This is a genomic window from Microbispora sp. H10836 (genome assembly GCF_012999525.1).
Classification (GTDB): Bacteria; Actinomycetota; Actinomycetes; order Streptosporangiales; family Streptosporangiaceae; genus Microbispora.
Genome location: NZ_JABBWU010000001.1, coordinates 599878 through 621278, shown reverse-complemented (window position 1 = coordinate 621278; position 21401 = coordinate 599878). Strand labels below are relative to the sequence as shown.

Sequence of the window (21401 nt, the reverse complement as noted above, 5' to 3'; positions counted from 1 at the left end):
TCTCTGTTGCAGGGTCAAGAGCGGCGGACATCACGAAACGGAAGCCGGGGGATTCTTCCTGCCTATCCGGCCTCAGACGCCCGGGAAGGGAAGGCGCCGCGGCCCGGACGCCGTGCTCACCGCCTCCGACGGGACGTCGGGGAGGCCGAGCCGGACCCCTGCCAGGCGGGCGGGATCACCGATGACGTCGATGGACGTGACGCGGTCGCCGGTGACGGCGATTTCGAGGACGAACAGCAGGCGTCCGCGTGGGGCGACCACCGCTCCCATGGAGCCGTTGACGAGAGCGATCCGGGCGAAGCGGGCCATGCGGATGTTGGCGCGCGTCTCCTCCGCGACGGCCCGCGCGCCCCGCACCTGCGCCGGAGCCGCGGCCTGCCCGCGCAGCGCGAAGGGATCGGCCCGGCGTACGACGTCGGGAGCGAGCACCGCCAGCAGGCCGTCGAGGTCGCCGGTCCGGGAGGCGGCCAGGAAGGCGTCCACCACCGCACGCTGCCTGGCCAGGCCGGAGGAGGGGACGCCGGCTCCGCCGCGCACCCGGCTCCGCGCGCGGCTCGCCAGCTTCTTCGCGGCCGCGGGCGAGCGTCGCACGATCACGGCGATCTCGTCGAACGGCACGGCGAACAGGTCGTGCAGCACGAAGGCGGCGCGTTCGGCGGGCCCGAGCGTGTCGAGGACCACGAGCAGCGCGAGACCGACGGAGTCGGCGAGCACCGCCTCCTCCGCCGGGTCTGAGGTCTCCCCGTGAGGGGCCGGCATGTCGAGTTCGGTCAGGTCGGTCACGTCCTCACGCCGCCGGCCGCGTGAGCGCAGCATGTCGAGACAGACCCGTCCGGTGATCGTCGTCAGCCAGGCGGCCGGATTCTCGACGGAACCGGAGTCGGCGCGGCAGGCGCGCAACCAGGTCTCCTGCACCGCGTCGTCCGCCTCGTCCGCGCTGCCCAGCATGCGGAACGCGACCCCTCGCAGATGCCCGCGGGATCGGGCGAAGTGCTCGGCCAATCGAGCCTGGTCGTTCATCGGTCACCTCTCACCGGCGCGGTTCGTCCCGTGACGGGAGAGGAACAACGCACGTTCGGGAAGGAGACGCCGGCGGCCCCCGGTGATTATCGTCACCGGGGTGTCCGGCCCGCCCGCTCGCCGGCCAGATCGGACACGGCGGTCCGCGCCGCGGCCAGGGAGTCCGCCGCCAAGGGCGTGAAGCGGGCCAGGGCGGGCACGTCCGCGGCCCGGGTCATCTCGGCGTGGACGAAGTGCAGGTTCCCCGGAGCCACGCCGAGATCGGTGAAGTACGCCCGGAGGTAGGGCGTCTGGAAGTCGAAGTCCTCGCGGGGCGTGCCCGGCGCGTAGCAGCCGCCGCGGGCGGTGACCACCACCACCTTCGTCCGCCGGAGCAGGCGGTCTCCGGTGCCGTCGTCGAGGAACGCCCCGGGGAAGGTCACGCGGTCGATCCACGCCTTGAGGGACGCGGGCACGGAGAAGTTGTACATCGGGACACCCATCAGCACCGTTCCCGCGGCGCGCAGCTCCGTGATCAGCGGCAGGGTCAGCGCCCACTCGTGCTCCTCGGCGGGCCCCTCGGCCAACTCCGCCACCTTCGGCAGCGGGACGGTGCCGTGCCTCTCCACCCGTATGCCGAGCGAGACGAAGGCCGGGGACACCAGCGGGACCGGTTGGGCGGCGAGATCGCGGTACCGGTACCCGGCGGGCCCGTGGAGACCCCGCCAGATGTCCGCGTAGCGCGCCGTCAACCGCCTGGTGACCGAGTCGCCGCGGCCGCTGGCGCTGGCGTCCAGGTGCAGCAGCGACGTCCCCTGTCGATGCGAGTGCATCGTGAGCTCCTCTCCGGATGCTTCCGTCACCGGATATGACGTCGCGCGGCCGCCGGAGGTGACCGAGCGGCCCTCCGCTCCGTGCGGGGCCGTCGTGCCGGCCTCCGAGAGTAGGGTGCTGAGCCCGTGACATCGCATTCGAGGGCGCGCGGGCGTCCGACGGGACCCGAATGGACCGAGGTGCGCGATCGCCTGAACGGGAACAGGCACGAGCTGGCGCGCGCCGCCGGCACGCTCTATCCCGGGGTGGCGAGGGCCGGATCGACCCGCCTGCTCGTCCGGGACGACTGGATCCCGGTCACGCCCCTCGACCTGCGCGAGGTGCGGCTCGGCTGGGTGGAGGAGGCTCCCGCCCCGGCCGTCACGGGCCGCGAGCCGGAGGCGGCGGCCCTGCTGCCGGAAGGCGCCGGCGCCTACCCCGACGCGCTGGGGAGCCTCGCCCGGCCCCGGCTCTTCGAGGACCGCGTCTGCTACCGGCTGCTGGAGGTCGCCTGGCCGGAGCTGACCTTCACCCGGGCGCGCTACTTCGACGGCGTGAGCGTGGGCGAGGGGGCCGCCCATGAGCTCGCCGCTCACGAGTTCACGGGCCGAGAGCTCGCCGCTCACGAGTTCACGGGCCGAGAGCTCGCCGCTCACGAGTTCACGGGCCGAGAGCTCGCCGCTCACGAGTTCACGGGCCGAGAGCCCGCCGCGCGCGCGTTCGCCGGATGTGAGTTCTCCGGATGCGAGGGCGGGCGGCCGCTGCCGTTCCGCGCGCTCGTGGGCGACCCCACCGACCTGCGCAGGCGGCCCGCGCTCTGCGCGGTCTCGACCCTGACGCTGCGCCACGACCGCCGTACGGGGGAGACGTCGTTCGTCCTGCACTGGCGCGACCCGGCCCGGGTGGCGCACGGCGGCGGGCTGTACCAGGTCATGCCGGTCGGCGTGTTCCAGCCCGCGCAGGAGTCCGCAACCGCGGAGAGGGCCGACCTCGACCTGTGGAAGTGTGTGGTCCGCGAGTACGCCGAGGAGTTCCTCGGGCGGGGGGAGGAGTACGGCGACGGCTTCGACTACGAGAGCTGGCCGCTCTACCGATCGCTGACCGACGCCCGCGAGGACGGGCGGGTGCGCTCCCTGGTGCTGGGCGTGGGGGTCGACCCGCTGACCTTCGCGACCGACTTCCTCACGGTGACCATGCTGGAGGCGGAGACGTTCGACGCCGTCTTCGGCGAGGTCGCCGCGTCCAACAGCGAGGGCCAGGTCGTCGGCCGCGTCCCGTTCGACGCGGAGACGGTGCGGCGGTACGTCCGCGACGAGCCGATGCAGGCGGCGGGCGCGGCCGTGCTGGAGCTCGCCTGGCGGCACCGCGCGGCTCTGCTGTAGTCACACGCACGCCGTCCCCGCCGGCCGATCAGGCCGAGGGGGACGGCGTGTCGCGAGGAGGACGGTCAGCTCTCGGGGGTGAGCGCGCCGGCGCCGCCCACGATCGGCAGCGTCACCGTGCTCTTCGTCGTGTCGAGGTGCAGCCGCGCGCCGGGGGCGGGCCGGATGGTGTACTCGTAGTCGCTCGACAGCAGCACGATCCCGATCCGGTGCCCGGCGGTGAAGACGTAGTCGTGCGGCTGCAGGTCGAAGTCGAGGCGGTAGGGCGTGCCCGGCTTGACCGGCTCGGTCCGCGAGATCGACTTGCGGTTCTGCGGGTCCGTCCAGCCCCGGGTGATGATCTTCGCCTTGCCGTTCTGGTCGTAGTCGACGAGCAGCGCCGTGACGTTCGCGGCCGGCTGGCCGAAGGACATCCGCAGCGACACCCGGGGGGTGCCGCTGAGCCTGGCGGGCGCGGTCAGCGACTCCGACACGTACGCCAGGCGGCTGGGCGAGGTGGCGGCGTCGGCGAGGGTCTGCGCCCGCTTGGTGGCGTCGTCGACGATCGTCTCGGTCACCGGATTGCCCACCCGGGTCCTGTCGAGGGTGAGCGCGCCGGCCGCGCCGCCGGCGCCGGGGGCCAGGTTGAGCTCGGTGTCCGCGGCGCCCGGGTCGGGCCACTCGGCGTACTGCACCAGCGTCCTGTCCTCGCGCTGGACCAGGGCGCGGGGGTCGCTCTCCACGCCGTTCTCGTAGCCCCACAGGTAGCGGGTGAACCAGCGGTTGAGCACGTCGACGCTGGGGGAGCCGCCGTGCCCGCCCTGGTGCAGGTAGATCTTGTGCGGCACCCCGCGCACCCTGAGCGCCTCGTACCACTGCGCGGCGTGCTTGGTCTTGACGTTCCAGTCGTTGAGGCCGTGCGCGACCAGCACCGCCGCGTGGACGTTGCCGACGTCGTTCATGTAGTTGCGCTCGTCCCAGAAGGCGTTGTAGTCGCCGGTGACGCGGTCCTGCGCCTTCGCGAGCTCCTCGATGACGCTCCGGCAGACCTGCTTGTCCGCGCGCGTGTAGACGTACTCCGCGAGCACGTCGGTGTCCTCGCCCTGGTAGCCGCCGGGGGCCACGACGGCGCCGTTCGCGCGGTAGTAGTCGTACCAGCTGGAGATCGCCGAGATCGGCACGATGGCCTCCAGGCCCTCGACGCCGGTGCTCGCGACCGCGTTGGGCAGGGTGCCGTTGTACGAGGTGCCGATCATGCCGACCTTGCCGGTCGTCCACGTCGCCCTGACCTCCCGCCCGGAGGCGTCGTACGCCTTCGCGCGGCCGTTCAGCCAGTCGACGACCGACCTGGCGCCGATGGTCTCGTTGCGCCCGCCGGTGGTCGGGCAGCCGTCTGACTTGCCGCTGCCCAGCGACTCGGCGTGGACCACCGCGAAGCCGCGCGGCAGCCAGTTGGACTCGTGGCTGGTGCTGATGGCCGGCTGCGGGCCGGTCTGCGCGCCCGCGACGGCCGCGTCCGCGCCGCCGGCATCGCCGGCGGCCGCCGCGGCCAGGCGCTCGTCGGCCGCCGGGTCGAGCAGCCTGCCGCCGCGGTTCTGCCAGCCCTTGCCCGGGCGCAGCGCCTCGTGGAGCTCGTGGTCCACATCGTGGTTGGTGATGGGGTTGCCGCCGGCGTAGTAGGGGCTGACCTCGTAGACCACGGGCGACTTCAGGCCGGCCGTCTCGGTCTCCCGCAGGCGGGTGACCTCGGCGTGCACCCGGTCGCCCCGTCCGTCGCCGTCGCTGTCGACCGGGGTCTCGACCCACACCTCCTCGCGGATCCAGTCATTGCGGTTCGACGAGAACACCGGCTGAGCCATGCCGTTCTGAAACACCGGTTCGGCGGGGACGGCCGCGCCCGCGGAGGCCGTGTTAACGGCGACCCCCGTGACGGTCGTGGCGACGGCGAGGCCCAGCGCCGCCGCGCCCCGGCGTGCGGCTCCCGTACGGCGTGACGTGGCGGGCGGGACGAGACCAGGCGTCACCCGGCGCGATGAGGACATCAGCGAACTCTCCAAACGATCGGGGGGAACTCGGGCCGGGGAGAATCGGCCCGCAGGCGGCGATGCTAGGGGCAGGTCGTGTGGAATGTCTTCGGACGTCCGTTCTGTCTTGATCACGGCTGTTTTCGACAGATGTCGAAGTCCGGCCGGCCGGGCGCGTGCGTCAGTAGCCGTAGCGGCTCTTCAGATGCCGCCAGACGTCGCGCAGCATCCACGCGTCGAACTCGGTGATCGAGGTGGCCGAGCCCGCCTTCATGAGGAAGCAGCACTGGCCGGACGGGGTCCAGTCGTAGAAGTCGTTGAGACCGAAACTGTGTCCGATCTCGTGCAGGAGGATGTGGATGTCGTCGCTGCCGAGGTTGCCGACCAGGTATTCGCTGCCGACGCGCTGCCCCCAGTCGCCTCCCATGCCGCCCTGCATGCCCTCGGTGAGCCACAGCGACATGTCGTAGTGGTGGGAGGCGCCGCCGGGGCAGTCGGGGTAGGCGCCCGACTGGTTGAACAGGCGGGCGCACGGCTCGGCGCACTGCGGCGCGTCCTCGCGCATGTCGCCGACGTACACGTCCACCGAGTCGTCGCTCCACTGCAGGAGGGCGCGGTCGCGTACGGCCCAGCCGACCACCTTCACGGGCACCTCGGCGTACGGCCAGCCGTTGTGGCCGGCCATGACGTCCATCCACTTCTTGAACGAACGGGCCAGCGCTGCGTGGATCCCGTCGCGCAGCTCCGCCGACACCGGGGCGGTGGAGTCCCAGCGGACGCAGTAGTTGACGCTGCCTCCGTTGGCCATGATCTGGTCCCAGCCGTAGTTGCGGAAGTCGTACGGGCCGGTGCCCGTGGACTCGACGTGCCGCCAGACCTCGTCGAGCGGCGCGACCAGGGCGGCGGGCGGGCTCCAGCCGCTCTGCCGGCCGGCGGTGTCGGCGAGCGCCCTGATCTCCAGCAGTCCGACCGAGGCCTGGCCGCTGCGCAGGACGACGCGCAGGCGGGTGGTGGTGACGGCGGGGAACGTGACGGTGTTGTAGGTGTCGGCCATCGTGGGATAGGTGGCGGGGATGTCCACGTAGGCGCCGCCGTCCCAGCGCTGGAGCTGCCACGAGGCCGGCAGCCGTACGCCGCCTCCGTCGTCGAAGAAGTAGACCTGTACCGAGGAGATCGTCTGGGCGGACGGCCAGGTCAGCAGGGCCCACTGTTCCCCAGCGTGGGGCCAGGTGCCCCAGCGGCGGTTCCGTGTGTCGCCGGACCGATCCGGGGCGATGCCGTCGTTGATCGCGGCCACACTTTCCCAGGGAGAGGTGTAGGAGGCGGAGGCGGTGGCCGAGGGGGCCACGTTCGCGACGGCGGCGTCGGCACCCGCGGGCACCAGCAGGAAGCCCGCGACCAGCGCGAAAACGGCGAACAGTCGCCTCATTCTGTCTCCTTCGCGGCGCGTGAGCGCTCACGCGCCGCAGTCCGGGGGGTGTCGTGCTGTGAAGCGAGTTTTTTCCGGTGACAAAAGGGGTGTCAAGCCCCCATTTAGGACGATGTGCCGAATGAGACGCCGACGTGGCACGAGCCGTGGCTTCTGGGACGACCCGGCGCAGGTGGAATGACCGGATCATCCTAGGATGACCCGGTGGTTGTGAGGATGAAGTCGCAGGGCCGCACCCGGTCCACCACGTGGACCCACCGGCTGGCGCTCGCCGCCCTGGTGCTGGCCGCGCTCAACCTCCGGCCCGCCGTCACCAGTCTCGGACCCGTACTCGAAGAGGCCCGCGCGGCCCTCGGGATGAGCGCCACCCTCGCCGGACTGCTCACGTCCGTGCCGGCCGTGTGCTTCGCGCTGGTCGGCTCGGCCGCCCCCCGCCTGGCCCGCCGGCACGGACCGGACGGCGTCGTCCTCGCCGGGATGGCGGCGGTCACGGCCGGACTCGCGCTGCGCCCGTTCGTCGCGAACACGCCTGTCTTCCTCACGCTGAGCGGTCTCGCGCTGGCCGGGATCGCGGTCGCCAACGTGCTGCTGCCGGTCGTGGTGAAGCAGCGCTTCCCGGACAGGGTCGGCGTGATGACCGGCCTGTATTCCATGGCGCTCAACCTCGGCGCCTCGACCGCCGCGGCCGTCACCGTCCCGCTCGCCGGCGCGTTCGGCGGTGACTGGCGTGCCGGTCTCGGCGTCTGGGCCGTCCTCGCCGCCGTCGCCGTGCCGCCCTGGCTCGCCCTCACCCGTGACGGCCGGCGGCCGGCCGCGCAGGAGCCCGTGCAGCCGGTCGCGCAGGAGCGCGTGCAGCAGCGCGTGCAGCAGCTCGGGCGGCCGGTCGCGCAGCCGGGGAGTGGGGACGCCGCCGCGAGGGGCGGGACGCACATACGGGTCGCCCGCAATCCCACGGCCTGGGCGCTCGCCGTGTATTTCGGCCTGCAGGCCACCTCCGCCTACGTCATCATGGGCTGGCTGCCCCAGATCTTCCGCGACTCCGGGCTGTCCGCGGAGACCGCCGGCCTGCTGTTCGCCCTCACCTCGGTGCTCGGGGTGCCGCTGTCGTTCGTCCTGGCCGCCGCCGCCGGACGGCTGCGGAACCAGAGCGGCATCGCCGTCCTGCTCGGCGCGTTCGGGCTCGTCGGGTACGCCGGACTGTGGGCGGCTCCCGCCGCCGCGCCCTGGTTGTGGGCGGTGCTGCTCGGCGTGGCCAACTGCTCCTTCCCGCTGGCCCTCACGATGATCGCGATGCGCGGCCGGGACGGCGCGACGGTGATCCGGTTGTCCGCCTTCGCGCAGAGCGCCGGCTACCTGCTGTCGATTCCCGGGCCCATCCTGGTCGGAGCGCTCTACCAGCACACCGGCGGCTGGCGGGCGCCGCTGGCCTTCGTGGTGTGCCTCATGCTGCCGCAGATCGTCGCCGGGTTCTTCGCGGGCCGCGACCGGCAGATCTCCTGACGCTCCGGTCGCCGGCCCCCTCCGGGGTGTTCCTCCCGGACCTCCCGTCGGGCGCCCGCCGCGTGCCCCGCGCGGCGGGCGCCCGGAACCGGATTCAGCGGACGCGTCTCACCGGGGCTTCCAGGCGGGGTCGCGGCCGGTGAGCCCGAGTAGCCGCTCCAGCGGCGAAGCGTCGGCGGGCACCGGCACCGGCGGTCCGAACAGGCCGGGGCTCCCCTGCGGGTGCTCGGCGACGACGGCGCCGACCCACTGGTGCACCCGGTGCACGGCCGCGTCGAGGGCGGGGTCGTCGGCGGGGTAGGCGGCGCCGGTGGCGACGGCGAGGTCCCAGCCGTGCACGATGATCTCGTCGAGTGCGGACGTCCCGGCGACCTCGGCCGGCAGCACGCCGCCGCCTATCTCGGCCGTGCCGGTCCACGCGGACGGGTCCCGCCACGCCTCGGCCAGCTCGGCGAGGCGGGCCGGGATGCGGTCGCGCCAGTCCTCGCCCAGCCTGGACGCGTCCGGCACCGGGGGCCGGCCGCCGCCTTCCAGCGGGATCTTCCGCGCGGCCGCGGCGAACGCGACGGAAAGGCCGTCGATGTGATCGAGCAGCTCGCCGACCGTGATGCCCTCGCACGGTGTCGGCCCGGTGAGCCGGTCGTCGGACACGTCACGGATGATCGCCGCGAGCCTGTCCGCCGCGGGCCTCAGGTCGGCCGTCACCGCGTCACCTCCACGGTGAGCCCGTCGAGCCGATCGTGCTGGACGGTATCCGGGGGTGCGGCCGGCGTCCGCTCGCGCCGTACGGCGGGGCAGGTCGCGGACTCAGCGATCATGACGCCTCCTCGTGGGTGGGGGTGGACGGTCGAGGACCTGCCGCGGCGCGCCCAGGCGGTCATCCCGGAACCGCTCGTGCGAGCGCAGCCATCCGCCGGCGCTCGCGAGAAGGCCCGGCCGCAGCCGGCACACGTGCCGGCGTCCCACGACCGTGCGTTGCACCGGTCCGGCGTTCTCGAGCACCTTCACGTGCTTGGACGCCGCCACCGGCGACATCCGCAGCGGTTCGGCGAGCTTCCCGACGGTCAGCACGCCGGTGGCGAGCCGGGGCAGCATGATGCGCCGCGCGTCGTGAGCCAGGGCGTGGAACACCTCGTCCTACGCCGGACGATCTTCGACCACATGGCTGACGTTAATGGCCGCCATCGCGGACGCACAACCAGACGGTCGAACCTTCCGTGCCGGAAAACCCTTGGACACGCCCGTACGCCGGTGGCGATCGTTAGGGGCATGCGACAGGAGGAAATCTGGGACGCCGACACCGCTCGGCGCTATGACACGCCGGGCACCGGGATGTTCGCGCCCGAGGTCCTCGGGCCGGCCGTCGATCGCCTCGCCGAACTCGCGGGCGACGGGCGGGCGCTGGAGTTCGCCATCGGAACCGGTCGCGTGGCCGTACCGCTCGCCGAACGTGGAGTGCCCGTCACCGGCATCGAGCTGTCACGTCCGATGATCGATCAGTTGCGTACGAAGGTGGACGACGCGACGATCCCGGTCGTCGTCGGGGACATGGCGACCGCCGTCGCTCCGGGGGAGTACACGCTCGTCTACCTCGTCTACAACACGATCTCCAATCTGCTCACCCAGGCCGAGCAGGTGGCGTGCTTTCGCAACGCCGCCCGGCACCTGACACCCGGGGGCTGCTTCGTGATCGAGCTCTGGGTGCCCGAGCTGCGCAAGCTTCCGCCGGGACAGCAGGCCGTGGTGTGGCATGGCGAAGCCGGCTACATCGGTCTCGACACCTACGACGTGCTGCGGCAACACATCGTGTCGCACCACTTTCACTTCGACGAGAGCGAGCAGGCCCGGCTGTTCCGCAGCCCTCATCGTTACATCTGGCCGGCCGAACTCGACCTCATGGGCCAACTGGCCGGGTTCGAGCTGGAGTCCAGGCATGCGGACTGGACGGGAACCGAATTCACCGCCGAGTCGCGTTCGCACGTGTCCGTCTACCGCAGGACGTCATCGCCGGTGATTGAGACGCAGCCGTAAAAGCCACCGCGAAATCGCGGACGAGCAGGCCGCGCCGGCTTCAGCGGAGAAGGGAGAGCCCCGCGAGGCTGCTACCTCGTGGGGCAGGCGGGTCCGGCAGGTTCAATGTACGGTTATCCGGTCCTTGCTGCTCTTGCTGCCTCACTCTCCCCGCTTGCTGATGCCGCTACCACGGTCAGCGTCCGCGTTCCTCGAATCGTCCACGCTCACGGCCGCGTTCGCGTGCGCGTTCTTCCATGCGTCCGCGTTCGCGTGCGCGCTCTTCGATTCGTCCGCGTTCACGGCCGCGTTCGCGTGCGCGTTCTTCCATGCGTCCGCGTTCACGGCCGCGTTCGCGTGCGCGTTCTTCCATGCGCCCGCGTTCACGGCCGCGTTCGCGTGCGCGTTCTTCCATGCGTCCGCGTTCGCGTCCGCGCTCTTCGATTCGTCCGCGTTCGCGTCCGCGCTCTTCGATTCGTCCGCGTTCACGTTCGCGTTGAGGGCCATACTGGCCGTACTGCCGGTGGCGCTCCCTGCCCCGGCATTTACCTCCAGGGCAGGGCTGTGTCGGACTCTGCGTGATTTGCGTGGTGTTGCCGGCGGCATTGACCGGCTGCGTCTGCATCATCGCCGGGACGATGAGGGCCGACGCTGTGATTACGCCAGCAGCCAGTGCTTCCTTGAGCATGAGTATCACTCCGTCGACTCCGTGACTGTCATCGGGAATCCCGATACACGGAGCGCGAATCGATCCATCGAACCTTGGATCCAGACCCTGATTCTCACGCTAGAGGTAACAAAAGACACAGTCACCCAGCAATGCGCAAACAACCGCTTTCCCCAACAGAAAACACACCTAACTCAAAGGGATTGTCGGGCCATTTCCCTGCGACGACCATCCCTTTACGCCGGTCGGCGAATGCCTTCCACATCATTGAGGCGCACTGGTTGCGGACGCGTGTGCTCGGCCGGAGCTGGTCCCCGGCCCCGTCCGGCGTATTACGGTGAACTGCTGACGGAAATCGCGCGCGTTCTCGAGGTTGCCGTGACCGCCGTCGAGGCAGCGAGGCGGTTGTCAGCCAGGTTGCGCGACAGCCGCCGATGGTGACACGACTTCGTAGGTACGTGTCCGAGGGCGGGACACAAATCCGCGAGACATGGACTGTGGGGGCAACGGTGGCGGATGTTCGGGTGGAACGCGACGTCGTCTACGGACCGAGCGGCAAGGGTCTCGACGTCTACCGATGTGACGGTTCCGCGCTTCGGCCGGTCGTGTTGCTCTGGCATGGCAGAGGACCCGACGAGCGGGACGTGCTCGAACCGCTGGCACGCGCGGTCGCGGAGCGGGGCGTCGTGGTGTTCGTCCCCGACTGGCGATCCGACGCGCCGGACGGTGGGCGAGCCCACCTGTGGGAGTCGATCGTCTTCGTTCGGCACAACGCCGGTGATTTCGGCGGTGACGCCGCACGCATCGTCCTGGCCGGGTGGTCCCTCGGAGGGAAGGCCGCCGCGGGCATCGGCGTCGACGGTGCCGGCCTCGGGCGCTGGAGGCCTTCTGGAGTGGTCGCGATCGCCTCCGGGTTCGATGCTCCCGCGCCTTCGACGGGCCGCGTCCCCCTCGACGACGTGGCGGTGACGCAGATCGAGCCCATTCCGTTCTGGCTGGTGCACGGGACCCGGGACGCCATCGTGGACGTGGAGAAGTCCCACAGGTTCGCGAAGGCCCTGCGAGAGCGCGGCTGGCGGGCGACTCTGATCGAAGCGGAGACGGATCACGCCGGCATCGTGATGACCGAGTACGACCCCGAGCGGGGGCGCTGCACGCCTGCCCGCGTGCGGCACGCCATCGAAGCCGGCCGCCGCACCGCTCACGTCCTCGCCGACGCTGCACTGGCCTTCTAGCCGCCCTCGAGGCAGGGGCTGGCCCGACCCGCGCTCACCGGAAGGAACCAAGTGCGCTCCTTGCGATCAACGAGAACGGGGCGGCTGCGTGAACGGAGTTCTGTCGGTGCCGTAGGGCATGCTGCCTCCGGTTATCGCGACGACCGGAAGGACACCAGTGGCCCGCATGATCCGGCATCTCGACGAGGAGCTCTACGTGCAGTACGGCGGGCTCTGTGTCTACGGCGGCACCGAATGCCCGGAGTTCCGCGACGACGAGTTGGAGGCCCTTCACTACACCGCCACCCTCCAGTTGGAGGCATGGGACGCCGAACCACCCGACGCGGGGCCCTCGTGGAGGCCGATCGAGCAGCTGACCTTCACTGCCGACACCGGAGTGATCCAGATGGGCGTGATGGACGACAGCGGTCGTGACTTCCTGATCGGCCCTCCTCTTTTCGAGTACGGCCTGACCGCGCACGTGGACGTGGACGACACCAGGTGGTTGTTCCGGTTCTGGCCGATCCGCGATGTCTTCGACCCACTCGTCCACATGAAACCGAGGGCACCGATCGGATCCGCGCCACCGCAGGAGCCATGCCGGGTGCCTGTCCCCGTCACGACGGCCGGACAGTGGGCGGCGATGCGGCCGGAGAAGTTCCGACTCCCTGGTAGCACGCAGTTGGTGGCCATGCTGCTTCCGGGACTGGTCAACGGGGATCCAACCTCCTGCGCTTTGAACCCCGATAATGCGCCCACCTTTCGAATTCCCCATGAGGAGCATGACCTCCGGGACAAGGCCACGGGCGGCACCTACCGGATGTGGCGCTGGGAGAGGGAGACCCCCGACGGCGATCCGGAGGACGGCAACCTTCTGGCCGGCAGGATCGTGCACCTGCGTGACCCCCACGGCCGCCGTGTCCTCGCCTCGGGCATCGTGACCCTGCTCGGCAGGGATGACAGGTGCTACCTCGTCCGCGACGCCGAACCCCACGAGGCCGCTCGGGTGCTCTGCTCCGAGGAGACCTGGCCGGACTGACCGCATTGCTCCGCCAAGGCCTTCCGCTGCGTGCGGAGCGAAAGCCCTGACGTGGACAACCTGTGCGGGGCAGGGCGATCGGCCCGGCCCGGCACGCTCAGCAGGATGTGGCGGGATGTCTCGACGAAACCCCTGGGAGTGCGACTAGATCGGGAAGTGGCCGCTGCGCCAGCGCCAGTGGCGGCCGGCCTTCAGGTGGTCGACGACCGCGCGCTGGAGCACGGTGCGGCGCGGCAGTTGGTCGAGCGGAGTGGTCAGGGTGCGGAACACGAACCGCAGCACCTCGACGTCGGCGTCGATTCCTTCCGGCTCCTCGTAGGGCTCCAGCTCGAACCTCCGCTGGAAGCGGGCGATGTTGGAGTCCTCGGGCAGGTACTCCAGCAACTGCGGGTCGAGCAGCCACGAGCCGCAGGAGAACGACGTGTAGCGCTCGTCGGGGAAGTGGCGCGGGAAGAACGCGCGGGCCTCGTCGAGCGACGCATCGATCGCCTCCTGGGTCAGCGGCCCCGTCTCGGGGATGTGCAGGCCGATGGCGGTGTCGCCGCGCTGGTGCTGTAACCGGCCCAGCTCGTAGACGCCGCCGCGCGCGTGCAGCGTCAGCCAGCTCTGCATGACCGGCCAGCCCTCGCCGCGCATCCGCCGGTCGACCGCGAGGTTGCGGCCCAGATCCGCGAGGGTCGCCCACGACACGGCATCGGCGATGCCGTGGTCGCGGTGGTACCCCCCTACGACGTCGACCAGGGCCAGGTACGCGTAGACGTAGAGATGCCGCCAGGCCGGGCCCCGTTCGCGCGGCAGCTCCGGACCGGGCGGGAGCCAGCCATGGCCCCCGAGATCGGCACGGACCAGGGCGATCGAGCGGTCGAGCAGCCAGCGCAGCTCCGGAGTCCACAGTGAAGAGTCGGGGTCGGGCCAGCCCTCCATGATCTCGGCCGCGTCGTCCGGCCGCACCGCGAGCCGGGTGAGGATCGCGGGCGCGTCGGCCTTCGCGGGCAGCGGAGCCGACGGCCGGTCGCCGGCGAGCCGGTGCACGCGGTCGACGTCCTCGACGGGTACCCCGAGCCGGGCGGCGATATCGTCAAGATCCACGCGGACGACCCTACCGGCCGGTGGGCGCCTTCCACAGTCCCTACCGCTCTGGCGAATCCCGCCACGACGACCCGGTCCTCTGCACCCGGCAGAACGCATCGACCACCTGCCGACGATCACGCCGTCGGCGTGCCGGCCACTGTGCCCGGCCCGGGGGACGGTGCTCCTCGTGATGAGCGTGGCCTTGCTTGATGATCTTCATGAGTTGGAAGATGTCTGTCCCATGACGAAACCAGCTTGGATGGTGCCGTGGAGATTGTCACTCCCGCAGGCGACGAGTCGTTTCCTCGCAAGAAGCGGTCGTTGAAAGCGTGTGGGTGCGGCTGTCTCGCGGCGGTGCTCCTGCTGCCGGTGATCGCGCTGGTCCTGGCTGTCGTGATCCCCATATGGGTTCACAACGGGAAGTTGAACGACTTCACCCAGCGCTTCTATGACTACCCGCTTCCTCCTATGACGAGGGTCGAGGACAGCGCGCAAGGTTCGGTGGCACTTCGAGGGAACGGAAATCACTGCGACTACCTCGTCAGGTTCGCGCTCAGCACCGAACTCTCGGAGGAGGAGATCGCGCGCTATTACGAGCAGGCGAACATCCCTGGCGTCGACGGGGGCCACGCCTACGTGAGGATCTACTTCCCCAAGCGCCTGAGCCGGTTCGATGGCGGCTGGCCTGTCGATTTCATCATCGAGATCCTCGACAGCACCGGTCCCGGATGGGACATCCGTTGCCACTGATCGCCGCCCACCGGACGGCAAGCCACCCATCGACCCTCGCGGTCCGGCCGTACGACCCGCGCCACGCGGCCGTGTCCCTCTGGCTCAACGGGGACCCTTCGGCGTTTCCGGGGTCGGTCTCATCCCGCATATGGCCTACGGCTGCACGCCAGGCAGGCATGATCCATGAACAAGCCACAGCTCAGGCAGCGTTTCGCTGATCAACGTGGTAGGGCGGGTGGGACTTGAACCCACGACCCACGGATTATGAGTCCGATGCTCTGACCGGCTGAGCTACCGCCCCGCAATGGTGGAGTCTCTCACAACTTAGCGGCTGAGGGGGTCGGCGAGCGGCGGCCTTCGGCCCTGGGCGTAATCCCCGCCGATCACCGTGCCGGTGATCGTCCCCCCCTGGGCCAGGGGCTGACCTTTTGGGAGTTATGCGGCGTATGTCGGGGTATGTGACTCCTGAGGCGACACCGCTCCACAAGACGGCTCTGCGAAACGTGGCTCCGCAACGAATCGGGGGTGCCCCGTGGGGAGACGACTGGCGGGCGTCTGCGTGCTGCTCCTGATGTCCCTTCCCGCCTGCGGCCCGGACGGGCAGGAACGGGGAACGGAGCTTGGAGTGGTCGGCGATGTGCGGGATGGCTTCACCGTCGGACTGCTGCTCCCCGCCGAAGGACCGGACAGGCCTCTGTTCACCCGTGCCCTGGCGTCCCTCTGCCCGCGCTGCGACGTCCGGTACGCGAATGCCGCGGGCGACCGTACCAGGCAGGCGCGGCAGGTCGGCCGGATGCTGGCCGACGGCGTGCGGGTGCTGGTCCTCGGCGCGGTGGACCCCGGGGCCGCCGCTCCCTGGGTGGCCAGGGCCAAGCTGTCCGGGGCGAAGGTGATCGCCTACGACCGGCTGGCCAACGGACCGGTGGACGCCTACGTGGCGACGGACCCGGCGCGCGTCGGGCGGGAGCAGGCGCTGGCCCTGCTCCGCGCCATGAGGGTGGCGGGGCCGGTGCTGCTCCTCAACGGGCCCGCCTCGGATCCGTACGCCGCGGCGGTGAAACGGGGCCTGCACGCCGTGCTCGACGGCCGGGTGGCGATCGGCTGGGAGCGGGACCTGACGGCGCCCGGCGAGGCGGGGCGCGAGGTGGCCGCGGCAGTCGCCGCGCTCGGCGGGACGGCGAAGGTGGCGGGCGTGTGCTGCGCGAGCGAAGCGGCGGCGGAGGCCGTCGCGGCCGAGATGGCGAAGTCGGGATTGGCCGGGGTGCCGTTGATCCGATATGACGGCCGGCCGGGCACCGGCACGCGGACGGCGACCGTGCGCACCGACGTCGCGGCTCAGGCGGCGGCCGCCGCCAGGCTGGCGGTCGAGGTCGCGGGCGGCAGGACCGTGTACGGCACGGCCGTCGTGTCCAACGGGACGACGGTCTCGATCCCGGCGGTGCTGGTCCCGCCCGCCGTCGTCACGAAGGCCGGGGATCCCAAAGCCCCCGATCGCCGGACCGCCCGCAAACAGGGCGCGCCCCCGCGCTGATACGTCCCTGCTCAGCAGGCATGTACCAGACACGCGTCCGCACCGCATCCGCTCAGCCGCACGCCACTTCGTTCGCCGCTCGTGAACGGCGCCCTGGGAGTGATCGGCCCTGCTCGCGAATGGTGGCCAGCCCCGGGTTCCGGTCCTTGCGCCTGCCGGTGGGAGTGATCAGGTCAGGGCGGACGTGTTCGGCGGTGTGGGGCGCATGCCTTCGAGCAGGGTGGCGAGGTAACGGCGGGCGGTGTCGACCCGGTCGGTGGGGGTGCCGCCGTGGACGGTCACGGCGTGGGCGATACCGCACATGAGCGGGACGAGGTCGGCGGCGGCGAAATCGGGGCGGATGGCTCTGGCATCGCGGGCCCGCTCGAGCAGTGTGGTGCCGGCGGACGCCAGTGAGTTCTTGAGTTCCGTGGTGCGCGGCAGGGTGTCCGTGGTCGCCGCGGCGACCGGGGGCAGGGCGGCGTCGGTGACCTGTGCTTCCACGATGCGGTACAGGAAGCCCTCCAGCGCACGCCGTGGGTCGGTGTCGGCCAAAGCCTGCTCGCCGTGCGCGGCCAGGGCTTCCAGGCAGGGAGCGGCGACGGTCTCCAGCAGTGCCTCGGGGGTGGCGAAGTGCCGGTAGACCGTGGCGACGCCGAGGCCTGCCCGGCGTGCGATGTCGTTGAGCTGCAATGCCGTGCCCTGGTCGACCAGGTCTCGGGCGACGGCGACGATCCGCTCCCAGTTGCGGGCGGCGTCTTTGCGCAGCTGTGTGCTCGTCATGTGGGGAGAATCCGGGTTGCTCGTCTTGGTTCACGGGCTCGTCGTCCGATCATACGCGGGCGTTTCCCAGGGGACCGGGCTGTAGAGCGGGGAGCGGCGGGAGTTCGACGTGTTTTGCGGGAGAGCGACGAGAGAGGGCCGGTGCTGATCATGTGACCGGCGTGCGCCCGGCGACGCACCTGCGGGTGGTCATGCGTCCGCTCTGGCCGCCACAGGTGCGTGGGTTTCGCTGAGCAGGCGTACGGCCTCGGCGATGCGGCGGTCGGCCGCCGCACGGAACGGGGCGACGGGGCGTGCCTGGGGCCCGATGACGAGACCGGTCCGGCCGGTCAGCGCGTGGTCGGTGGCGGCGGTGATCGAGGACCTGGCCGCCACGGACGCCGGACCGGAGGTGGAGCGTTCGAACTTGCGGCGTACCAGCGGCCACAGCAGCCGCAGGGCAGGAGAGACAATCTTCGGGTCAATCAGGGTGCCGCGGGTCATGTCGGTCGCGGCGCCTCCGGGATCGGCGGCGAAGACTGACACGCCCGTGCCGTCCAGCCGCCTCGCCAGGTCCAGCGTGTAGGCGAGGTTGGCGAGCTTGGCGCGGCCGTACCAGTGGAAGCCGTAGTAGCCGCCCGGCGGCTCGACGGCGTCGAAGACCCGATTGGCGGCGCCGACCGCGCCCGAGGTCACGTTCACGATCCTGCTCGGCGCCCCGGCGGTGAGCGTGGGCAGCAGCAGTTCGGTCAGCAGGTACGGCGAGAGGTGGTTGACGACGAACGACGCCTCGATGCCGCCCAGGTCCGCGCGCTCGGCGAACATCGCCCCAACGTTGTTGACCAGCACCGTCAGGGGTTCCCCCGACGCGGCGTGCTCGGCGGCGATGCGGGCGGCCAGCGCGCGGACCTGGTCGAGTGAGGCGAGGTCGGCGGACAGGAACCGGCCGGGGTGCGCGGGTCGTGTCGCGTTGATCCGCTCAACCGCCCTGGCTCCCCGTTCGGCGTCGCGCCCGACCACAGTGACCGCGAGCCCGGCGGCCGCCAGCCCCAGCGCGGTCTCCAAGCCGATGCCCCCCGTGCCGGCCGTGACCACAGCTGTCTTCATCATGAGCCCCTTCATCCAGATAACCGGATAGTTCATCCGGTAGGCTGGACGGTAGCACAATCAGATGAACTATCCGGATCAAAGAGCCGTGGTCACATCGGCGATGTGACCACGGCGGGGAAAGGGGTCATTCCTCTTCGTCGGAGGGGGCGGGGGCGTCGGTCGGGCGCAGGCGCTCCCAGAGCAGGAACGCGGCGCCGACGACGAGCATCGCGATGCCCGTCCAGAGGTTGATGCGGATGCCCTCCGCCTTCTGCACCTCCTGGGCGCTGTCGAACAGCCCGGTGACGGTGAGGATCACTCCGTACACCAGGAACAGACCACCGATCACGCGGCGGATGTCGAAGAGCCGTTGCGGGGCGGCCATGCAAACCTCCTACAGGAAGGGCAGGTAGAACGCCGCGGCGAGGACGACCGCCCCGGCGCCGAGGACCACGGGGGAGCGGTACCAGGCGTGGTCTCCCGACAGCGCGTCGTCGGCGACGGACGCGTCGCTCAGGCCGTAGACGAGCCCGCGCAGCTCGCTTTCCGGCTTGGGGGTGGTGACGAGCGTGACCACGACCGAGACGATCGCGTCGACCGCGAAGGCGATGCCCGCGCCCCAGAAGCTCGCGTTCAGCTCGGTGCCGAAGTCGAACACGCCCGCCTTGTAGAGCATGTACGAGCCGAAGGCGCACACGGTGCCGCTCAGCAGGCCCCAGAAACCCGCCCACGGGGTCATCCGCTTCCAGAACAGGCCGATGATGAACGTCGCGAACAGCGGGGCGTTGAAGAACGAGAACAGCGACTGCAGGTAGTTCATGATGTTGCTGAACCCGGCCGCGATGAACGCCGCGCCGATCCCCCCGATGACGCCGCCGATGGTCGCGATCCGGCCGAGCCGCACGTACCACTCGTCCGGGTGGTCGCCGTTGATGTGCGACTTCCAGATGTCGTAGGTGAAGACCGTGTTGAAACCGCTGATGTTGGCGGCCATGCCGGCCATGAACGAGGCGAGCAGGCCGGTCACCGCGATGCCGAGCACGCCGTTCGGCAGGAACTCGTCCATCAGCAGCGGGATCGCCTCGTTGTACGTCGGCCCGCCGTCCTTGCCGAGGTCGCCGAACAGCACCAGCGCGACCAGGCCGGGGATCACGGTGACGATCGGGATCACGAGCTTCGGGTAGGCCGCGACGATGGGGGTCAGCCGGGCGGCGTTGGTGTTGCGGGCCGACAGCGCGCGCTGGACCTCGGCGAAGTTCGTGGTCCAGTAGCCGAAGGACAGCACGAAGCCGAGTCCGAGGACCAGGCCGATCCAGTTGGCCTGGAGCGGGTTGTCGGTGCCGGCGGTGTGCGCCCAGGTGTGCAGGCCTCCCTCGCCGAGCACGCTCTGCTTGACCTTCTCCCCGAGCCCGGAGAACCCGCCGACGCGGGTCAGGCCGATGATCACGATCGGCACGAGCCCGGCGACGATCACGAAGAACTGCATGACCTCGTTGTAGATCGCCGAGGACAGGCCGCCGAGCGTGATGTACGCGAGCACGATCGCGGCCGACACGAGGATGGACAGCCACAGCGGCCAGCCGAGCAGCGCGTCCATGACGAGCGCCAGCGCGTACAGGTTGATCCCGGAGATGAGGATCTGCGCGAGGGCGAACGTCGAGGCGTTGAACAGCTGGGTCGCGCCGTTGAACCGGCGGCGCATGAACTCCGGGACGCTGTGCACCTTCGACCGGTAGTAGAAGGGCATCATCACGATGCCGAGGAACACCATGGCGGGAACCGCGCCGAGCCAGTAGTAGTGCACGGTCATCACGCCGTACTGCGCGCCGTTGGCGGCCATGCCGAGGATCTCGGTGGCGCCGAGGTTGGCGGACATGAAGGCCAGGCCGGTGATCCAGGCGGGGAGTGCGCGGCCCGAGAGGAAGAAGTCCAGACTCGTCCGTACGGCCCGCTTGGCGGCGAAGCCGATTCCCAGCACCACGAGGAAGTACAGGGCGAGGATCACGTAGTCCAGGACGTTGACGTCGAGCCGCAGATCCTGTGCGGCCAGCAATTGGGCATCAGGCACGCAACGCCAGCTACCCGTACGTCTCGTCCTTTCACAAACGCGACCCCCGTATATGCAATCGTCACAAAATTCCAGGTGAGGGCTTCGTAAAGGCCGCGGTGTGAGGCGCGCGGCGAAGTCCCGGAGGTCCCACGCCGGGATCCGCTCGGCCGCGACCCCCTCCCGCCGCTCGGCAGGTCCTGCGCAGACGACTGAGGGCCCGGATCAATCCGATCCGGGCCCTCAGTCGTTCGGTGTCGCGGGTCAGCCGGTGACCGGGATGTTGGTCTTCACCGGCGTCGGAGTGGGCGCGGGCTTGGGCTTGGGCTCGCCCTGCGTCTGCGTGACGTCCTCGTCCCACTCGATCCACACGTCGATCGGCGGGTTGCCCGGCGTCGGCTTCGAGGTGGGCGTCCGCGTGGGAGTGGGCGTCCGCGTGGGCGTCCGCGTGGGAGTGGGCGTCGCAGTCGGAGTCGGACTGACCGTCGGCGTTTGGGACGCCGTGGGGCTCTGGGAGGGCGTCTGCGACGGCGAGGGCGTCTGCGACGGCGAGGGCGTCTGGGAGGACGTCACCGTCGGGGTGGGCGTGGGGCTGGGCGTGGACTCACACTCGACCCAGAACACCTTCTGCTTGGGCGCGCCCTTCTTCCCCGCGAAGGTCCAGAACAGCTTGTAGTGCCCGTTCGGCAGGGTCATGTCGACCGTACGGCCATGCCCGCTCTGGTCGAGCACGAGGGTCCCGCTCTTCACCGTGGTCTTGTCGCCCGTGGGGGGCCAGGACTTGATCTCCCAGCTCACCTGCTCGACCGCGTCGAAGTTGAACCCGACCAGATAGAACACGCAGACGTGTGGCTCGTCGCGCTGGTCGTCCTCTGGCGTCGTCCACTTGTGGATCTTGACGTCGCCGTTGTCGCCGGGCGCCGTCTTCTGGACCGCTCCCGCCGAGGCCGTATTGGAGATGGCGAGCGCCCCGAGCGCCGCCACTGCGAGCATCAATGCCGCTGTGATCCAGCGACGGGCTGAAGAGAGTCTGGGGGCTGTCACGAACGCACCTCTAGATATATGAGAGCTTGAGCCTCTCTGGGCTCATCTATGTAAAAATGTCACACCCGCTGGCCAAGAGTATTCAAACGG

20 protein-coding genes and 1 tRNA gene are annotated in these 21401 nt (G+C 70.4%); 7 read left to right on the top strand and 14 right to left on the bottom strand.

Translation table 11 applies throughout. The features are described 5' to 3' along the window. Positions 1–72 precede the first annotated feature (72 nt). Both HHX30_RS02865 and HHX30_RS02860 read right to left on the bottom strand, forming a co-directional pair. Positions 73–1020: a sigma-70 family RNA polymerase sigma factor gene (locus HHX30_RS02865; protein WP_169979003.1), complete on the bottom strand. Its 948-nt coding sequence runs from the start codon at positions 1018–1020 to the stop codon at positions 73–75. 92 nt (positions 1021–1112) lie between these two features. Beyond that, complete coding sequence (locus HHX30_RS02860) at positions 1113–1832, bottom strand: FMN-dependent NADH-azoreductase (RefSeq protein WP_169979001.1); 720 nt, start codon at positions 1830–1832, stop codon at positions 1113–1115. Positions 1833–2012: 180 nt separating this feature from the next. On the opposite strand from HHX30_RS02860, the gene HHX30_RS02855 reads away from it, so the two are divergent. Beyond that, a complete protein-coding gene (locus HHX30_RS02855) occupies positions 2013–3194 on the top strand; it encodes a transcriptional regulator (RefSeq protein WP_169978998.1) in 1182 nt (393 codons plus the stop codon). Positions 3195–3259: 65 nt separating this feature from the next. Here the strand turns inward: HHX30_RS02855 and HHX30_RS02850 are convergent, their stop codons facing one another. Both HHX30_RS02850 and HHX30_RS40495 read right to left on the bottom strand, forming a co-directional pair. After that, complete coding sequence (locus HHX30_RS02850; RefSeq protein ID WP_169978996.1) at positions 3260–5215, bottom strand: Xaa-Pro dipeptidyl-peptidase; 1956 nt, start codon at positions 5213–5215, stop codon at positions 3260–3262. 163 nt (positions 5216–5378) lie between these two features. Next, complete coding sequence (locus HHX30_RS40495) at positions 5379–6626, bottom strand: hypothetical protein (protein ID WP_211591446.1); 1248 nt, start codon at positions 6624–6626, stop codon at positions 5379–5381. Between the two features lie 204 nt (positions 6627–6830). On the opposite strand from HHX30_RS40495, the gene HHX30_RS02840 reads away from it, so the two are divergent. Beyond that, positions 6831–8126 (top strand): MFS transporter, encoded by a 1296-nt coding sequence (locus tag HHX30_RS02840; protein WP_211591445.1) that lies wholly within the window; start codon positions 6831–6833, stop codon positions 8124–8126. A 108-nt stretch (positions 8127–8234) separates the two neighbouring features. Here the strand turns inward: HHX30_RS02840 and HHX30_RS02835 are convergent, their stop codons facing one another. Beyond that, a complete protein-coding gene (locus tag HHX30_RS02835; protein ID WP_169978994.1) occupies positions 8235–8831 on the bottom strand; it encodes a TIGR03086 family metal-binding protein in 597 nt (198 codons plus the stop codon). Between the two features lie 102 nt (positions 8832–8933). Further along, positions 8934–9257, bottom strand: coding sequence for a helix-turn-helix transcriptional regulator (locus HHX30_RS02830; protein ID WP_211591444.1), 324 nt, complete (start codon positions 9255–9257; stop codon positions 8934–8936). A gap of 138 nt (positions 9258–9395) precedes the next feature. Here HHX30_RS02830 and HHX30_RS02825 point away from each other — a divergent pair, with 138 nt between their 5' ends. Next, positions 9396–10157 carry a class I SAM-dependent methyltransferase gene (locus tag HHX30_RS02825; protein WP_169978992.1) on the top strand — a complete coding sequence of 254 codons (762 nt, stop codon included), beginning with the start codon at positions 9396–9398 and terminating at the stop codon, positions 10155–10157. A 141-nt stretch (positions 10158–10298) separates the two neighbouring features. Here HHX30_RS02825 and HHX30_RS02820 read toward each other — a convergent pair whose 3' ends face one another. Then, positions 10299–10643: a hypothetical protein gene (locus HHX30_RS02820; RefSeq protein WP_169978990.1), complete on the bottom strand. Its 345-nt coding sequence runs from the start codon at positions 10641–10643 to the stop codon at positions 10299–10301. A gap of 669 nt (positions 10644–11312) precedes the next feature. Between HHX30_RS02820 and HHX30_RS02815 the strand changes: the two genes are divergently transcribed. Both HHX30_RS02815 and HHX30_RS02810 read left to right on the top strand, forming a co-directional pair. Continuing rightward, positions 11313–12038 (top strand): alpha/beta hydrolase, encoded by a 726-nt coding sequence (locus tag HHX30_RS02815; protein WP_211591443.1) that lies wholly within the window; start codon positions 11313–11315, stop codon positions 12036–12038. A gap of 157 nt (positions 12039–12195) precedes the next feature. Further along, a complete protein-coding gene (locus HHX30_RS02810; RefSeq protein ID WP_169978987.1) occupies positions 12196–13056 on the top strand; it encodes a hypothetical protein in 861 nt (286 codons plus the stop codon). 144 nt (positions 13057–13200) lie between these two features. On the opposite strand, the gene HHX30_RS02805 is transcribed toward HHX30_RS02810, so the two are convergent. Next, positions 13201–14145: an acyltransferase domain-containing protein gene (locus tag HHX30_RS02805; protein ID WP_169978985.1), complete on the bottom strand. Its 945-nt coding sequence runs from the start codon at positions 14143–14145 to the stop codon at positions 13201–13203. A gap of 249 nt (positions 14146–14394) precedes the next feature. Here HHX30_RS02805 and HHX30_RS02800 point away from each other — a divergent pair, with 249 nt between their 5' ends. Then, positions 14395–14877, top strand: coding sequence for a hypothetical protein (locus HHX30_RS02800; protein ID WP_169978983.1), 483 nt, complete (start codon positions 14395–14397; stop codon positions 14875–14877). A 206-nt stretch (positions 14878–15083) separates the two neighbouring features. Here HHX30_RS02800 and HHX30_RS02795 read toward each other — a convergent pair. Beyond that, positions 15084–15160 (bottom strand) — tRNA-Ile (locus tag HHX30_RS02795). A 231-nt stretch (positions 15161–15391) separates the two neighbouring features. Here HHX30_RS02795 and HHX30_RS02790 point away from each other — a divergent pair. After that, positions 15392–16390 carry a substrate-binding domain-containing protein gene (locus HHX30_RS02790; RefSeq protein WP_169978981.1) on the top strand — a complete coding sequence of 333 codons (999 nt, stop codon included), beginning with the start codon at positions 15392–15394 and terminating at the stop codon, positions 16388–16390. A 168-nt stretch (positions 16391–16558) separates the two neighbouring features. Here the strand turns inward: HHX30_RS02790 and HHX30_RS02785 are convergent, their stop codons facing one another. The 5 genes from HHX30_RS02785 to HHX30_RS02765 form a co-directional block, all read right to left on the bottom strand. Next, positions 16559–17152 carry a TetR/AcrR family transcriptional regulator gene (locus HHX30_RS02785; protein WP_169978979.1) on the bottom strand — a complete coding sequence of 198 codons (594 nt, stop codon included), beginning with the start codon at positions 17150–17152 and terminating at the stop codon, positions 16559–16561. A 189-nt stretch (positions 17153–17341) separates the two neighbouring features. Beyond that, positions 17342–18241 carry an SDR family NAD(P)-dependent oxidoreductase gene (locus HHX30_RS02780; RefSeq protein WP_169978977.1) on the bottom strand — a complete coding sequence of 300 codons (900 nt, stop codon included), beginning with the start codon at positions 18239–18241 and terminating at the stop codon, positions 17342–17344. A gap of 124 nt (positions 18242–18365) precedes the next feature. Beyond that, the gene (locus tag HHX30_RS02775) at positions 18366–18605 is read right to left on the bottom strand and encodes a hypothetical protein (RefSeq protein ID WP_169978975.1); all 240 of its coding nucleotides are present in this window, start codon (positions 18603–18605) and stop codon (positions 18366–18368) included. Positions 18606–18614: 9 nt separating this feature from the next. Continuing rightward, a complete protein-coding gene (locus HHX30_RS02770; protein WP_311922051.1) occupies positions 18615–20288 on the bottom strand; it encodes a sodium:solute symporter family protein in 1674 nt (557 codons plus the stop codon). Positions 20289–20531: 243 nt separating this feature from the next. Further along, a complete protein-coding gene (locus HHX30_RS02765; RefSeq protein ID WP_169978973.1) occupies positions 20532–21260 on the bottom strand; it encodes a hypothetical protein in 729 nt (242 codons plus the stop codon). Positions 21261–21401: the final 141 nt, after the last annotated feature.